Here is a 15,733-nt window from a genome sequence, read left to right as displayed (position 1 = left end):
CGAGGTATCACTAGAGCGCCAACCTTGCTGCTGGTTACTGGCATTACCCTTTCATTGTTGGTCGGATTTGCTGAGGAAGGAATGTTTCGTGGTGTGATCATGCGCTGCCTGCTTCCTAAAGGTATCTGGCCAGCAGTACTCTTTTCTACCTTCTGTTTTGCAGGCGTTCATCTGACCCATCTACTCAGCGGTGCCTCCTGGGGCTATACTGCTGACCAGGTCATTTTAGCTCTGGGCGCGGGCGTTCTCCTGGCGTCGCTGCGAATACGTACTGCTCCACGCCGGCCTCGATGTTATCGGAGTGATCTATCAGGATATGTATCCAGCATCCGTTTTATCTGCTCCATCAATTGCTGCCCATACGCTCAATATGCTTCTCTGCCTGATCTATTTTTCCATTGCCCTGGTTCTCCTGCGTCCTGGGCAGATTGCAGCATTTGACAGCAAAACCGGTAGACAAGCCTGGATTTCGGTGGATGGTAGTGGAAATTCGATTGGCTTCTAGAGCAGCTGGAAGATGTTGGGAGACAGCAATAGATGAGGTAGTGCCGGTGGAGGGAAGCGGCCCGGGCCGTCCGCCCCCGTCTTTCCCGGCCCGCCCCGTGCTCGCTTTCCCCGGCCCGCGTCCGTTTTTGGATGCCTTTGTTCATAGAGAGTCGTTGCCGTTGCCGTAAGAATTGTCGTAAGGTTCTGACAACTTACTGTGCCGCCTTCCCTCGTCTAGTGCCACTACGCTAGCACGTAGCGGCGTGCTGCTCGCTGGCCAGTGCCTTTTAACCTTCCTCGTTCTACCAACTTTTCCAAATCCCTATGAGCTGTTCTATCAGTTACACCCGTCAATTGCCTGTAGATCCCATTCGTGATAAACCCATGTTCCTGGACATAATGCAATGCCTGTATCAATCTCTTTTCCACCTGCTCAGCACGGCGATCCTGCACCACTACCTCGGGAAAGGAATCCTCATGCTCTTCCCAAAGTGTTCCTCCTTGATGCTGCAATGGCGGCTCTGGAGTACGTAAAGCTGGCGCTTTCTGGAATGTCACAATAAACTCACTCATCTCTCGAAATTGCGGAGCAGGAAGTTCCATCCGCTTCGTTTCATCTAACATAAATCTGACACCGCTGCCAATTTGCTCTATGTATCCAGGAATATCGCTCAATAAACCCGCAAGTACAGGATTACGGAGCTTGGATTGCACCTCACCGCGCTGCATCTGCTCAACGGTGATTCCAGGCAGTAATAAACCGGGACTATGCACCTCGACCCGATCAGGATAATAAAAGACGCGAACTCTTTCACCGCGCCTGCTATAATCCCGATGTACTACCGCATTAATGACAGCCTCACGTAACACCTCAATGGAATACTCAGGGATGTCAATCCGCTTCCAGCCTTCAACACGCGCTCCTACAGCGATGTACCGATTAAGAAACGCCTCGGTGCCATCTACCAAATCCTGGAGCGTTCCCGTCACGATTTTACGGTCAGCATACCGGCTGGCTCCAACCGTTTCTCGAAACAACACACATACCACCTCACTTTGAGGGATATGGTCCTGCGGACTATGTCCGAAGAAGAGTATGCCAGCATTCGTAGGAACGATTGTCCCGCTGCTCACCTCTATTGCGCACCGCATACCAATCAGTGACCGATCGATATTCTTGAAACGACCCGACTGCCGAGCGGAGGCTGAACGACGTGCAATGAAAGCTCTCACCTTTTCCAAATCGATATCTTCCATTGTTGCGTTGTACGTAGGTTCAAGCTCCCAATCACGTAGACCTCGATCGTAGATCATTTCTGATAATTCTGTCATAGTTAATGCTCTGGTTTGGGTTCCCTGCCGTACCCAAAAAATGCCCCCGGCTTGATACACTGGACCATCTGTTGGCGGTATGGTAACAACGAGCAGCCTTTTCCCGGCGAGCACATAGACTTCTGGCTCGGGTGGGTCTAGCACGAGTTCTGGCTTGATCACCTGCCTGGCAGCCCGTAGAACGACATCCATTGTTTCTCCAATACGTTCATCAGGCACTCCCACCACCTTATGGGTAGAGTCTTCAACCCCAATAATCACGATTCCACCTCTCGCATTAGCCATTCCACAGAGCCTCTCTGCTAAATCAACTGCTCGCGGTGCAGCTAATTTCAGCTCGACCGTATTTGTCTCTCCACCTTTAATAAGTGCCTTCAGTTCTGTCTCGCTCAGCTTACCCATACTATCTCCATTAACTCTGTCATTGTTTAAGACAGTCCAATTTTAGCATAAGCAGCGGGTTTCTCCTAGAGGATGTCCGAAGAAATGTCTGAAGAAATGTCTGAAGAAATGTCTGAAAGGGTCTAAATATCGATGAGCTTGTTACTTGAACAGCGATAGCAAGCGACTTTTGCGACACAACTAAGGAATCCCTCAGGGAAAATGGCGGATAGATGGCGCAAATGACAGCTCTGAAAAGCATACATTAAGGGCTTCCAGTGGCCACTTGAAACCATGATGATAATTTTGCCTGACCTTCAGGCATTGTGTGCTCTTTTTCAAGGATGGCGGATATGTTCTCCTTAATTACTATCCACCATACCCTTTCGCCACTTCCACCATCTATTCCCAATAATGCTGTACTACAGGAAGGTACTCAGCTTCTTCAGTTCCATCTCAGTTAGTTTCACCATAGCAGCCTCTTTACATTCTTCTCATCATCTGAAGTGCTCTTCATTTTAGCATAAGTCACTGGCTTCTCATAGGGAATGGCGGATAGATGGCGGATAGTTGGAAGAAACAACGGAATTAACAAGACTATGGTTCTGCGGGTAACCGTGCTAGAATTTGCTGAGCGATAAATTTCAAATCGGCAATCTCTTCTCGTGTTTCCTGCATCTCAGTCTGAAGTCTTTTCATATTTCCATCCAGGTCGATGGCCTGGCTCTGGAGGCCGATAATCTGGTCCTGGAGGTGTGTCATGATCAGCAAAAAATATGAGTGAGCCTGGTTTGTCTTTATAACAGGCCTTGGAAGCGCACCTACACCTGGTTCATTTTGTAGCATTTGACAGCAAAACCGGTAGACAAGCCTGGATTTCGGTGGATGGTAGTGGAAATTCGATTGGCTTCTAGAGGGGCTGGAAGATGTTGGGAGACAGCAATAGATGAGGTAGTGCCGGTGGAGGGATTCGAACCCTCAACCCCGTAAGGGGACTTGTTTTTGAGACAAGCGCGTATACCGTTCCGCCACGCCGGCCAGTCGGACAGGCTGTATGATAACGCATCAAAAGCCCAAAGTCAATATCATTTTTGGCTTTATTTTGAAATCTTCATCATCTCACGACACCCTACCGTACTCCCCAATCAACCGGTACTTTTGATAGCGCATCTCCAGCAGATCATCGATGGGAATCTTTTTCAACTCGGCCAGATTTTTCAGCAGGGCCGCCTTCAGGTTATCCGCCGTGAGCTGGTGATTGTGATGCGCACCACCCAGCGGCTCAGGAATCAACTCATCTACCAGGTGAATTTCCTTCAGTTCGCGGGCGCTGACTCGCATAGCCTCCGCTGCCTGGGGCGCGTAGACCTTGTCGCGCCAGAGTATTGACGCCGCCGATTCGGGTGGCGCAACGCTGTAGACCGCATATTCCAGCATCAGCAGGCGGTCGGTCACGCTAATGGCAAGGGCGCCTCCGCTACCGCCCTCACCGGTTACAACACCAATCGAGGGAACACGCAGGCGCGCCATCAAATACAGATTCGAAGCGATGGCCTCTGCCTGCCCGCGCTCCTCATCCTCCAGACCGGGAAATGCTGCCGGCGTATCGATCAGGCAAATAATCGGAAAACCGAATTTTTCTGCCTGTAGCATCAATCGACCCGCTTTACGATACCCCTCGGGGTGTGGCATGCCGAAGTTACGAAACTGATTCTCTTTTATATCGCGACCCTTTTGATGACAGACCAGCATCACCGTCTCGCCATCCAGTTTCGCGGTGCCTGCCACAATGGCATGATCGTCGTTGAACGCGCGGTCACCATGCAGTTCGAAGAAGTCCTCGCACATCAGATGAATATAATCCAGGGCATGTGGGCGGTCCTTGTGACGGGCCACCTGCACCGTCTCCCAGGCAGTGAGATTGCGGTAAATCTCCTCCGTGCGATGGCGTAGTTCGCGTTCAGCCTCCTGCAACTGCCGGTGCTCGTTCGGCTTCAGGTGGTCGCCCTTGCGCTGCAAACTCGTGATCTTTCTCTCGAGCTCGGCAAGCGGCTTCTCAAATTCCAGGTCGTAGGCCATCGCTTTCCCCTCTTCTATCTGCTGAATTCGGCTCCATTTTTATAGTAGTGGGTAGAAGATTTTCAGCCTGGCGAGCTGCATTGGGTGTATATAAGCGTAAGAGGCGAGCAAACGTTGACCGCAGGTCGCGCCTGTGTACTATCGCATCGATCATGCCGTGCTGGAGAACAAATTCTGAGGTGACTGCCCCCTCAGGCAGCTTCATATGCATGTTTTGCTCGATGACGCGCGGACCGGCGAAACAGATCAGCGCCCCGGGCTCGGCAATCGTCACGTCGCCCAGCATCGCGAAGCTGGCCGTCACGCCGCCCGTCGTAGGGTCCGTAAGCAAGCTGAAGTATGGCAGTTTCGCCTCGCCCAGTTTTGCCAGCGCCGCAGATGCTTTGGCCATCTGCATCAGCGAATAAAGACCCTCTTGCATACGGGCGCCTCCCGACGCGGAGCAGATCAGTACCGCTATGTTTTTCTCGATGCCCAGTTCTATCGCGCGCGTAATCTTCTCGCCAACTACGGAACCCATACTGCCGCCGATAAAACGAAAATCCATCACGGCAAGCGCAAGCGGCAGCGCCTCGATAGTAGCATAGCCACTCACCACTGCCTCATTCAGGCCCACCTTCTGACGCTCTTCTTCGAGCTTTTTCGCGTAGAACTGCACCTCATCTTTGGTGCGGGTGACGAATTTGAGGGGGTCAACAGAAACCATATCACCGTCTGTTTCGACAAAGCTGCCCGGGTCTACCAGCAGTTCAATACGCTCGAATGCTGACAGCTTGAAATGAAAGTTGCACCGAGAGCACACTTTCAAGTTCTTCTCCCACTCGCGCGCCAGCAAGATTTCGCGGCACTTGGGGCATTTCACCACCAGGTTACCCGCGGGCGCGCCCGGTCTCTCATCCTTTCCGGTAGAGGATTGCCCGGTAGGTGGAATGGCAGCTTCCTTGACCATGTGGTTCCCTCCTCGTCAGTCTTGCGCGAAAAGCGCCGCCACAAAACTCTGTGGATCAAAAGGAGCTAAATCCCCGACTTTTTCTCCCGTACCGACAAACTTAATCGGTACCCCCAGGTCGTCGGCGACGGCAAATGCAAAGCCACCCTTGGCGGTACTATCTAATTTGGTAATGATCACTCCCGTCAAACCGATATCTTCCGCGAATTTGCGGGCCGCCAACAGCGCGTTCTGGCCCGTAGTTGCGTCAATGACCATCAAAAGCTCGTGAGGGCCATCCGGTAGCAGTTTCTGTATAACCTTGTTGATCTTCTTCAACTCTTCCATCAGGTTATACTTCGTATGCAAACGCCCGGCAGTATCCACGATCAACACATCGCTGCCGCGTGTTCCTGCCGCCTGGATTGCATCATAAACTACCGCGCCTGGATCCGACCCCGGGCTCTGGCTGATTACCGGCACATTGACCCGCTCACCCCACACTTTGAGCTGGTCGATAGCCGCGGCACGAAAAGTATCTGCCGCCGCCAGGATTACTTTATGCCCCTCTCTTGTGAGCTGGTAGGCCATCTTGGCTATGCTGGTTGTCTTACCTGAGCCATTCACGCCGATAACCAGGATCACAGTAAGGGGGGATTGTTTGGCAAAATACAGCGGAGCAGGCTTCCCAAGCAACTTGACGAGTTCCTGACGCAGTGCGTGCTGTACCTGGTTGGCTGTGTGCATCTGTTCTTCCGTCGCTCGCTGGCGCAATCGGTTCATCAGCCACATCGTCGTACTGGGTCCAACGTCCGCACTAATCAACGCCTCCTCCAACTCATCCCACAGATCGTCCGTAATATCATTTTGACGGAAAGATTCACTAACCCGGCCAAAAAGTCTACGTGTCCGGCTTAAGCTGTTTTTAAAAGGATTAAGATTTTGTTCAGACGTGGAGTCCCCACCTGCGCGCTCTGGAGCAGCTGTTGGTTGGTTTTGGAGTGCTTGTTGCTGTTGCGGCTGTTCTTCCCGTTGCTGCTGTTGCTGTTCTTCCTGTTGCTGCTTTTGTTGTCGCCCAAAAAATCGATTGAGCACGTCAGCAATGACTCCTCTTCGCTGTAGATAAAAAGAAAAGGCAAAAGGAAAAGGTTTTGCCTTTTGCCTTTCAACTCACATTCACTGACCGCGGCACCTCAATAATTACGTGCGGCTGCCGCGATACGAGTGAAGTGACCCATCACTGATGGGTTCATTAATGATGATATCGCCGTTACGGATCTTGATATTGTACAGGCACGACGGGTTGGTGCAAACCCAGGCCTTGTACTCAATGGAAGCTCCCTGGCTACCGAAATCCGAAAGCGGAACCAGATCACCTTCACCACATTTGCGACACCGGGGAAATGCGTTTTCCACGAAATCGCCTCCTTCCTTACTCGCTGAAGGGTACAATTCGCCAACCTCACTAGTAAAACTGAACGATGCCTGGCGAAGAAGTAAGCCGAGGGGGAGCCTCCGCCTCGGCATCCGCGTCCCCACAGCAGTCATACATCATCCATACCACCGCTATCATACCATACTTTCTTACTTCTGTCAGCATTCTTGTGAAGAATTCTTCATCTTACTTGTGTATTGCCCAGATAAGATACTCTCTCTTCGCTAGAAAGCTGCTTTTCAGCATTTTGACAATGTACGTCTGCTTCTAGTGCTAGCATAGCAGGTGTCACAACTTCCGTCAAGTTCTATTTAAATACATGGATACATAGGCCAACTGTGTAATTTTCCCCATACATGGAAATCTGTTCATTTTTCACACGCTCCCATCCCATCGAAGCAGATTTTTCTGCCCATCGTACCCCTTCAGAAGAAAGCCAGCGCGCCGATAAAGATATACCTGAACACGATGAATTGCATTGATCAACTTTGATACAAATCGCCGCTTACGCTCTTTGGCACAAATATTGCACTAAAGCAGTGTAGGAGAGCATATCTGAACAATTTACGACTTCCTCCCCCAATACAAGGAAGTCCCCAACCTCATATTTTGTCGTGTTTGAACAGCTGAAAGAGAGTACTGACAATGGTCGCAAATCTATCAAGGCCGTACAGCGCCAATCGTATACGTAACGAAGTTCCTACCATGCCCATGAGAAAAAGCCCCACGAGAAAAAATAGCGCCTGCGCAGTGGTTGAGGCATACCGCGAGCCTGACCTGCAGGATGATTTCTTTGATGAGCGAGAAGAGGCTTTTGACATTGACGAAGAAGAGGATGCGCGTGGTATTACTGATGACGCGGTAAAACAATACCTCAAAGAAATCGGAACCTATCCCTTGTTAAACGCCGAGCAAGAGTTGATGCTGGCCGAACGCATCGCGCATGGTGATCAATCCGCCCTGCACAGCTTAATCGAAGCAAATCTCCGCCTCGTCGTCAGTATTGCCAAGCGCTATTCAAACCAGGGTCTTCCCCTGCTGGACATCGTCCAGGAGGGCAACATTGGACTGATGCGGGCCGCGGAGAAGTTCGACTACCGGCGCGGTTACCGTTTCAGCACCTATGCCACCTGGTGGATTCGCCAGGCTATCAGCCGTGCCATCGCCGAGCATTCACGCACTATCCATATTCCCGTGCATGTCGTAGAGATTATTTATAAGATCAAACGTGTCGCGCGCCGTTTGTACCAGGAATATGGCATCGAGCCGCTGCCGGAGCAACTGGCCGCTGAGCTAGGATTGCCAAAAGATCGCGTCATCGAATTATTGAGCGTCTGCGACCAGCCAGTTTCCCTCGATGCCCCTGTAGCCGAGGATGAGCAATACCACCTCGCCGATACTCTGGAAGATACCAATACCGGCAGCGCCGCGGATCAGGTATCCTACCAGCTCTTGCGCAACAGCATCGAGCAGGCCATGGATGTCCTCGACCCCCGCGAGCGCACGATCATCTCCATGCGCTATGGCTTGCAAGACGGCAAGACGCACACACTCGACGAGGTCAGCGTGGAATTCAAACTCACCCGCGAGCGTATTCGCCAGATTGAGGTCAAAGCCCTGCGCAAACTGCGCTATCCCGACCGCTACGTCGATGCGGGATTGCGCGAGTACGTCCATGCTTGATTGAGCAGTGTTCAAGATACAAAAATGCAGCGGTGAACAGCCCTGTGGCGTTATTCAACGCTGCATTTTTTGTGTCTCCTATACCTCCAGTTCGACCCCCCCTGCCTTTGCTTGCAGGTAAGCATAGATGAACGGGTCAACGTCGCCGTTCAAGTAGCCCTCGGTATCGCTCGTCTCGTAATTGGTGCGATGGTCTTTGACGATATTGTATGGGTGGACGGTGACGGTGCGAATCTGCGTCCCGAAATCGGCCTGTACAAATTCACCTTTGAGTTTGGCCGCCTCCTCTTCGCGCTTCTTCACCTCGCGTTCGTACAGGCGCGCCCTCAAAATGCGCATCGCCACTTCACGGTTCTGAATTTGCGAGCGTTCGTTCTGACAGGTCACGACGATGCCCGTAGGAATATGCCGGATACGTACCGCGGAATCCGTCTTGTTCACATGCTGTCCGCCGGCTCCTGTCGAGCGGTAGGTATCCACCTCGATATCTTCGGGTCGAATGGTAATTTCAATGGTGTCCTCGATATCGGGCATGACTTCGACTTTGGCAAATGAGGTATGGCGGCGGTGCGCGGCATCGAAAGGCGAAAGACGTATCAATCGATGCGTACCAATCTCCGAGCGCAGGTAGCCGTAGGCGTAGCGCCCGCGAATTTCAATGGTAACGCTCTTCACACCCGCTTCCTCACCCTCATTATATTCGTAGATTTCAGTGCGGAATTTGTGACCCTCGGCCCAGCGCAGGTACATACGTAGCAGCATCTCGGCCCAATCCTGCGCATCCACGCCGCCGCTGCCCGCGTGAATACTCATGATCGCGTCGCGTGTATCATGTTCGCCGTTGAGCATCAACGCGAATTGCAGCTTCTCAACCTCCTGCTCGATATCCGCCAGTGACTGCGCAACCTCTGCCTGCATGCCTTCATCTGGCTCCTCCTCAAGCAATTCGGCTAATCCATGCAGGTCATTCAGTTGCTCATCGATGGCTTCCCAGGTCGAAACCTCCTCGCGCAGCGCGTTCAATTGCTGCATCTGGCCCTGGGCCTTGCGATTATCGGCCCAGAAATCCTCGGCCATGCTCTCTGCTTCCAGGTCCTGAATTTGTTCTTTCTTTGTTGCCAGGTCAAAGACGCACCATAGTTTCATGGACGCGCCCTTGCAGGCGTTCGATTTGATTGGTAAGTTCACTCATAGCTGGCATTGTAACATGTTTTGGACACCTTTGCACGTTTGAACCCTATCCTATCCTACCCTACTTTTCAAGGCCACCTTTGTGGTAGCATTACTACAGGGTGTATCTTCTCCCTGCGTGCCGGCTCTTCATGGCTACACTTGCCGGTGAAGTCAGGTCTGAGATTCTGAAAAGGGAAGGAGTCCGTATGCAGCCAAATATACTTGCTTCCACGACGCCTGTCCGTTGGGGCGTACTCAGTGCCGCGAATATTGCGATCAAGTATGTGATACCCGCCATTATGGCCTCACAAAGCGAAATGCTGCTCGCGCTCGCCAGTCGTAATCCGCAGCGGGCGCGAGAATTGATGGCCCACCTGCCCGATGTGCGCATTTACGGCGAGTACGAAAGCCTGCTCGAAGACCCCGAAATCGAGGCCATCTATAACCCCTTGCCCAATAGCCTGCACGCGGAATGGACGATACGAGCATTAGAAGCCAAAAAACATGTCCTGTGCGAGAAGCCCCTGGCCGTCACCGCGGACCAGGGAGCGGCAATGATTGAGGCCGCGCGCGCTAACGGAGTTCTCCTGATGGAGGCCTTCATGTATCGTTTCCATCCACAGACCATCTGGGCGCTTGAGCAGGTACAGGCGGGGCGCATCGGGGAGGTCAAACTCGTCCATTCCTCGTTTTCTTTCAATATATTGCATCCCCCCCGCAGACAGGATATCCGTTTGCAGGCTGCGCTCGCCGGCGGCTCGCTCATGGATGTCGGCTGCTACCCTATCAATTTCTGTCGCGCAGTCTATGGTCATCCGCCGGTAGCCGTGGCCGCTCGCGTCTACCTGCAGGATGACAGCGAAGTGGAACTCTCGGCCAATGCTGTCCTCGATTTTGGCAATGGATGCTTTGGCCTGATCGACTCCAGTTTTGAACTGCCCTCACGTCAGCGCTCTGAAATCATCGGCGATACGGGAACAATTATTATTCCCACCCCATTCACGCCTGGCAACGCGGAGACCGAAGTCATCCTCGCTCTGGAAGGGCAAACAATCCACCAGCGTGTCTCCGCCGTCGATCAGTATCGCCTGGAGGTCGAACACTTCGGAGCTTGCGTGCGCTCTGGCACCGCGCCCTCGCTCAACCTGGAAGAGTCTCTAGAGAACCTTGCCACAATAGAAGCCATCTATTCCTCAGCCGGCTATCCCTGGCCTCCTGCACCTACCGGTCCATAAGACTCGATAACCGCGAAGGAGGAGACGACGCTATGCCACCCATCGATTTTGGACTGATGCTCAGGCCATCTAATCCCGGCGAGACGCTGGATGAGGTCATGGCCTATAACCGGCAGTGTATCGAGGCCATGAAAGCCGGCTTCACAACAGTCTGGCTTGAAGACCACCTGCAAAATGGGCAAACCGGCCAGCTCGAATGTTTCAGCACCCTCAGTTTTCTGGCCGCCCAGTATCCCGAGTTCCACTTCGGAACCCTCGTCCTCGACCAGTCCTATCGCAATCCGGCGCTGCTGGCAAAGATGGCGGCTAACCTGCAATTTCTCACGGGTGGAAGACTCATAATCGGCCTGGGCGCGGGCTGGAAAGAAGATGAATACATCGCCTATGGCTATCCGTTTCCAGGCACCAGGACGCGCCTGGAGGAATTGGAAGAGGCCGCGATTATCCTGCGTGCCATGTGGACTTCTCAGGCTGCTACGTATACCGGCAAGCACTATCGCATTGCTAACGCCTGGTGCGAGCCGCAGCCATCGCCCGCGATCCCCTTGTTGATCGGTGGTGGCGGCGAACGGCATACGCTTGCCATCGTAGCACGTTACGCCGATTGGTGGAACTACAATTCCGTCCCCGTAGAAGAATACGCGCGCAAGCTGGCTATCCTGAAAAAGCACTGCGAAGCCGTAGGGCGCAACATGGCGGAAATTCGTTTGACCTACCTGGCCACTTTGAGTGTATCCGAAGACCCCTCGCAAGTCATACGCCATCCGCAAAAGCATTACGTCGCCGGCAATGCGGCCCAGGCCACGCGCGAACTACAGCAATTTTGCGAGCTTGGCGTCACCCATTTCATGTTTCGCATCCCGAATATTGCTACACTCGAATACTTTATAACCGCCGTCACGCCATATTTTAACGGCTAACCATGCTAATGACGAACTTTACCAAATTCATCCGGCAATAGATAGATGAATCGGCCCCCACGGCTCTGCCGTAGGGGCCGATTCATCGTGCCCAGCGCCGATTCATCGGCCCGCTCCCGTTCTCAATTTCCCCATTCGCGCAAGCAGCTCCCTACCCTCATCGCATCTCACCCCTGGCACAAGCTCAAGAGGACCACGCGTCAAGAGATCGTTGATCGTCCGGCAGGTGACGCCGCGCACCATCATCTCCTCTTCGTTTGCATCCTCGCACAGGGCCGAATAGACCACGCGCCTGATGCCAACAAACGAAATTGCCAGAATGCACATCAGGCAAGGTTCAAGCGTTCACCTTTCAAACCAGCTTCTTCGATAAGACCACACCCGTATTCAGCCCTACCGTGTGCAGCCCTCCGAAAAAACGCGCGTGTTCGATCTTCATACAGCGATCCTGCACCACGATCAATCCGGCAGCGCGGGCTTTCTGCGCTGCCTCCTCGTTGCGAATGCCAAGTTGCAGCCATAACACCTTCGCACCTATCGCGATAGCCTCGTCCGCGACAGGTGGCACATCCTCCGCCTTACGGAAAACATCCACCATCTCAATCGTTTCCCCAGCCTCTTTCGCCTCCGTCAGCGTGGCGTAGACTCGCTTGCCCAGGATAGTTTGCCCGGCATAGTTAGGGTTGACGAGGACGATATCATAGCCTTCGGCCTGCAAGTAGATGGCGACAAAATGGCTCGGACGATACTGGTCGGCGGAAATGCCGACGATAGCCACATGCTTGTATTGCTGCAAGAACTGTAATCGATCATACATGTCAGGTGTTTCGTTCTTCATATAGCCATCCTATAATGTGATGCTGGTTGAGTCTTGTTATTTAGCCGGCGGCTTTTCTCAGCGCCTGGTCGAGGTCCCAAAGAATATCCTCTACATTCTCAAGACCGACCGAGAGACGAATCAAATCGGGTGTCACTCCCCCGGCCAGTTGATCCTCTTCTGAAAGCTGCTGGTGAGTTGTGCTGGCCGGGTGAATAATCAAACTGCGTGCATCGCCCACATTTGCCAGGTGCGAGAGCATGCGCACGCCGTTGATAACCGCCTTTCCGGCTTCGTAGCCCCCCTTTACGCCAAACGTGAAGATAGAGCCTGCCCCGCGCGGGAGATAGCGCCTGGCCAGTTCATATGAAGGATCATTCGGCAGTCCGGGATAATGCACCCAGCTCACCGCGGGATGCTCGTCCAGGAACTGCGCGACACGCAGGGCGTTCTGGCAGTGGCGCTCCATACGCAACGATAGCGTCTCCAATCCTTGCAGGAGCAGGAACGAGTTGAAAGGGCTGATGGCGGGACCCGTATCGCGTACCGTCTCCACACGTGCCTTCATCGCGAAAGCAAAATCACCGAACGTCTCATAAAAGCGCACGCCGTGATAGCCAGGCGAGGGATCCACGATATGCGCGAATTTGCCATTATCCCAGGGAAATTTGCCCGATTCGATCAGCACTCCGGCAATGGATGTGCCATGCCCGCCGATGAACTTTGTCGCCGAATGCATGATAATGTCCGCGCCATACTCGAAAGGGCGGCAGAGATAAGGCGTGGCAAAGGTATTATCGATTACCAGCGGGATACCCGCTTCGTGGGCGATGGCTGAAACAGCCGCGATATCCAGCACATCGCCGCGTGGATTGCCAATTGTTTCTCCATAAAGCGCGCGTGTGCGTGGAGTGAGCGCGCGGCGATAATTTTCAGGGTCGGTGCTATCAATAAAAATAGTATTGATGCCCCAGGTTCGCAGCGTCAGGTCGAACTGCGTGTGCGTTCCCCCGTAAAGGCTGCTCGAGGAGACAATCTCATCGCCCGGGCGCAGCAGCGTCATCATCGTCACCATCTGCGCTGCCATACCCGACGCGGTCGCGACCGCACCGGTACCCCCTTCGAGGGCCGCGATGCGTTCTTCAAACGCGGCCGTGGTTGGATTCATGATGCGCGTATAGATATTGCCGAAACGCTGCAAGGCAAAAAGATGCGCAGCATGATCGGTATCATCAAAAACAAAGGACGTGGTCTGATAGATAGGGACGGCGCGCGCTCCCGTCGCGGGATCAGGACGTTGCCCGGCATGGATGGACAGCGTGTCGAAACCAAAGACATGATCGCTATCGATTTCTGGCATAGTACTTGCTCCTCTGCTCAGTGTTTTTCCTTCCTTTATCCTATCACAATCCAGTCATGGGCATAGTTGCTGTCCTCCCATTACAGTTTTTCTCTTTCTACCATAAAAATTCTTACATGCGATGAAAAACCTTTCATTCATATGAATTCTTCTCATATATTATTGAATATGTAAAATATACTTTGTTTCTCTCACCACTATCAGTTGTCAGCCTTTTACGATTTAAATTCAAAACAAAGAACATTAAAACTTTGTAATAATATCCATTTCTAATCAAAAAGTTATTGACATGAAAGCTTGCTTGTGTTATAGTTCTTCCGGCTACATCAAGGGGTGAGAATAGGCCATAAATTTCTATTCTTTTTGAAGAATAGAAATGTGCTTGTTTTTCAAATCGAATCCATGATTGCGTCCCTGTTATTTCCACCAAGGAGGATTTTCATGTCACGTTATTTCCGTATGCGGAACGTCTGGTTCTTCGTAGGGCCGGTCGCTGTAGTAGTGCTATTGTTCGCGGGCATTCTGGCTTTCAGAGTACCCAACGGTGCGCACGCATCACCCCAGCCCACGCTCTACGTCGGTTCATTTATTGGAGACAATTCTAGCTGTCAATCGCCGGGATTCACTTCCGTTCAGACAGCTGTCGATGCTGCCAACCCGGGTGCTACCGTCTACCTCTGTGGTACGACCCCCTTTATCGAACAGGTGATTATCACGAAGGCTATTACGCTGACCGGAGACCCCGGCGCGGGTATTCAAGCACCGAATCCTTTCCCTCAGACCGATCCTTCGCGCCTGCCGCCGCAGTTTAGCCAGGATAACTTGTTCGTGCCACAGGCCATCGTGTTCATCTGGGGTTCAACTGCCAATGTCAATATCAAAGGTCTGATCATCAGCGGCCCGCTGGGCAATGGTAGTTGCGCAAACAACGAATTCGGTGTGTTGGTAATCGATAATGGCGCGGCCACCCTCAGCGGTGACCAGGTCAATAATATCGAGGATATGAACCCCGGCCTGTATGGTTGCCAGTTCGGTGTCGGCGTCCAGGTCGGTCGTGAATACTGGCCAACCTCGGACTTTAACGGTGATGTCCAGGAGAACTTCGTCGGTACGGCTACCATTAGCACTACCTCCATATCCAACTATCAGAAAAACGGTATTACCGTCGATGGTACAGGATCAAAGGCTACCATAACAAGCAGCACGATCACCGGCTTTGGGCCGACGCCTGACATCGCCCAGAATGGTATTCAGGTCTCGCGCGGCGCAACGGGTACCGTATCCAAAAATACGATCTCTGGAAACTCTTACACCGGCCAGGGTGGAGCGTCCTCTACCGGGGTTCTCGTGTATGGCGGCTCCTGCTATGAAGGAACATCCACACCGCTGACCACCGGCGTGAAAGTTCAGAACAATACCTTGCAGGGTAACGATCTCGGGATTGCTTTCTCTAACCTCAACGAAACAAACAACCAGCTCGGTTTCTGCTCGCTGCCGATTACCCCGACCAGCGATCTCGCCACCGGCAATCGTATCTCGGATGATGCCGTAAACAACGTATCGGGATATAATCTGTTTGGCTATCCTGGAGGTTACCAGGCTGGTATCTCAGAAGAAGGATACGCCGACAAGATGCAGAAGAATCAGATTTGCGGCATCGGCTACACGCCTGTAAGCCCTCCGCCCTACCTGTCGCAGATCGATGTCGCTGGAACCAATCCGATCCTGAGCGGCAACAAGACATGCCATGGCACATCTCAAACCGATATTGGGGCGAGCACCCAGTATGTCAAAAAGGGCCATATCCGCAATGTGACGAAACCGTTCAAGTAGCGCTTATCACCCTGCTCTATAAAATCCCGCTCTAGTCTTGAGTCCGGGCAAAGGAAAAGTTCCTCTGCCCG

The 15,733-nt window shown here is 52.7% G+C and carries 13 protein-coding genes and 1 tRNA gene; 5 read left to right on the top strand and 9 right to left on the bottom strand.

Going from position 1 to position 15,733, the window contains the following annotated elements; translation table 11 throughout:
- The first annotated feature begins 316 nt into the window (after window positions 1–316).
- On the top strand, window positions 317–505 hold the full coding sequence (locus VFA09_20735; GenBank protein ID HZU69712.1) for a hypothetical protein: 189 nt from the start codon (window positions 317–319) through the stop codon (window positions 503–505).
- Between the two features lie 224 nt (window positions 506–729).
- Here VFA09_20735 and VFA09_20730 read toward each other — a convergent pair whose 3' ends face one another.
- The 5 genes from VFA09_20730 to ftsY form a co-directional block, all read right to left on the bottom strand.
- Window positions 730–2,220 carry an ATP-binding protein gene (locus VFA09_20730; protein HZU69711.1) on the bottom strand — a complete coding sequence of 497 codons (1,491 nt, stop codon included), beginning with the start codon at window positions 2,218–2,220 and terminating at the stop codon, window positions 730–732.
- A 934-nt stretch (window positions 2,221–3,154) separates the two neighbouring features.
- Window positions 3,155–3,237 (bottom strand) — tRNA-Leu (locus tag VFA09_20725).
- 81 nt (window positions 3,238–3,318) lie between these two features.
- Window positions 3,319–4,278 carry an acetyl-CoA carboxylase carboxyltransferase subunit alpha gene (locus VFA09_20720; protein HZU69710.1) on the bottom strand — a complete coding sequence of 320 codons (960 nt, stop codon included), beginning with the start codon at window positions 4,276–4,278 and terminating at the stop codon, window positions 3,319–3,321.
- Complete coding sequence (accD, locus tag VFA09_20715; GenBank protein ID HZU69709.1) at window positions 4,256–5,227, bottom strand: acetyl-CoA carboxylase, carboxyltransferase subunit beta; 972 nt, start codon at window positions 5,225–5,227, stop codon at window positions 4,256–4,258. Before accD ends, VFA09_20720 begins: the two co-directional genes overlap by 23 nt.
- A 15-nt stretch (window positions 5,228–5,242) precedes the next feature.
- A complete protein-coding gene (ftsY, locus tag VFA09_20710) occupies window positions 5,243–6,301 on the bottom strand; it encodes a signal recognition particle-docking protein FtsY (protein ID HZU69708.1) in 1,059 nt (352 codons plus the stop codon).
- 1,045 nt (window positions 6,302–7,346) lie between these two features.
- Here ftsY and VFA09_20705 point away from each other — a divergent pair.
- A complete protein-coding gene (locus VFA09_20705; GenBank protein HZU69707.1) occupies window positions 7,347–8,324 on the top strand; it encodes a sigma-70 family RNA polymerase sigma factor in 978 nt (325 codons plus the stop codon).
- Window positions 8,325–8,402: 78 nt separating this feature from the next.
- On the opposite strand, the gene prfB is transcribed toward VFA09_20705, so the two are convergent.
- Window positions 8,403–9,516, bottom strand: a protein-coding gene (prfB, locus tag VFA09_20700) for a peptide chain release factor 2 (GenBank protein ID HZU69706.1) whose coding sequence is annotated in 2 segments (ribosomal slippage) — window positions 8,403–9,449 and window positions 9,451–9,516 — 1,113 coding nt in all. Because the reading frame shifts where the segments join, the coding sequence is not laid out codon by codon here.
- Window positions 9,517–9,703: 187 nt separating this feature from the next.
- Here prfB and VFA09_20695 point away from each other — a divergent pair.
- Both VFA09_20695 and VFA09_20690 read left to right on the top strand, forming a co-directional pair.
- The gene (locus tag VFA09_20695; GenBank protein ID HZU69705.1) at window positions 9,704–10,732 is read left to right on the top strand and encodes a Gfo/Idh/MocA family oxidoreductase; all 1,029 of its coding nucleotides are present in this window, start codon (window positions 9,704–9,706) and stop codon (window positions 10,730–10,732) included.
- Window positions 10,733–10,764: 32 nt separating this feature from the next.
- Complete coding sequence (locus VFA09_20690) at window positions 10,765–11,652, top strand: LLM class flavin-dependent oxidoreductase (GenBank protein ID HZU69704.1); 888 nt, start codon at window positions 10,765–10,767, stop codon at window positions 11,650–11,652.
- A 102-nt stretch (window positions 11,653–11,754) separates the two neighbouring features.
- Here VFA09_20690 and VFA09_20685 read toward each other — a convergent pair whose 3' ends face one another.
- Genes VFA09_20685 through VFA09_20675 form a run of 3 tightly spaced genes read right to left on the bottom strand, consistent with a single transcriptional unit; the run spans window position 11,755 to window position 13,829 of the window.
- Window positions 11,755–11,979 carry a hypothetical protein gene (locus VFA09_20685; GenBank protein ID HZU69703.1) on the bottom strand — a complete coding sequence of 75 codons (225 nt, stop codon included), beginning with the start codon at window positions 11,977–11,979 and terminating at the stop codon, window positions 11,755–11,757.
- A gap of 25 nt (window positions 11,980–12,004) precedes the next feature.
- Complete coding sequence (locus VFA09_20680) at window positions 12,005–12,490, bottom strand: CoA-binding protein (GenBank protein HZU69702.1); 486 nt, start codon at window positions 12,488–12,490, stop codon at window positions 12,005–12,007.
- A 40-nt stretch (window positions 12,491–12,530) separates the two neighbouring features.
- Window positions 12,531–13,829 carry an O-acetylhomoserine aminocarboxypropyltransferase/cysteine synthase family protein gene (locus tag VFA09_20675; GenBank protein ID HZU69701.1) on the bottom strand — a complete coding sequence of 433 codons (1,299 nt, stop codon included), beginning with the start codon at window positions 13,827–13,829 and terminating at the stop codon, window positions 12,531–12,533.
- A gap of 441 nt (window positions 13,830–14,270) precedes the next feature.
- On the opposite strand from VFA09_20675, the gene VFA09_20670 reads away from it, so the two are divergent.
- Entirely contained in the window at window positions 14,271–15,662 is a 1,392-nt protein-coding gene (locus VFA09_20670) for a right-handed parallel beta-helix repeat-containing protein (GenBank protein ID HZU69700.1), read from the top strand.
- Window positions 15,663–15,733 lie beyond the last annotated feature (71 nt).

It is taken from the genome of Ktedonobacteraceae bacterium (assembly GCA_035653615.1).
In the GTDB taxonomy this organism is placed as follows: Bacteria; Chloroflexota; Ktedonobacteria; order Ktedonobacterales; family Ktedonobacteraceae; genus DASRBN01.
This window is presented reverse-complemented; position numbering and strand designations above follow the sequence as displayed.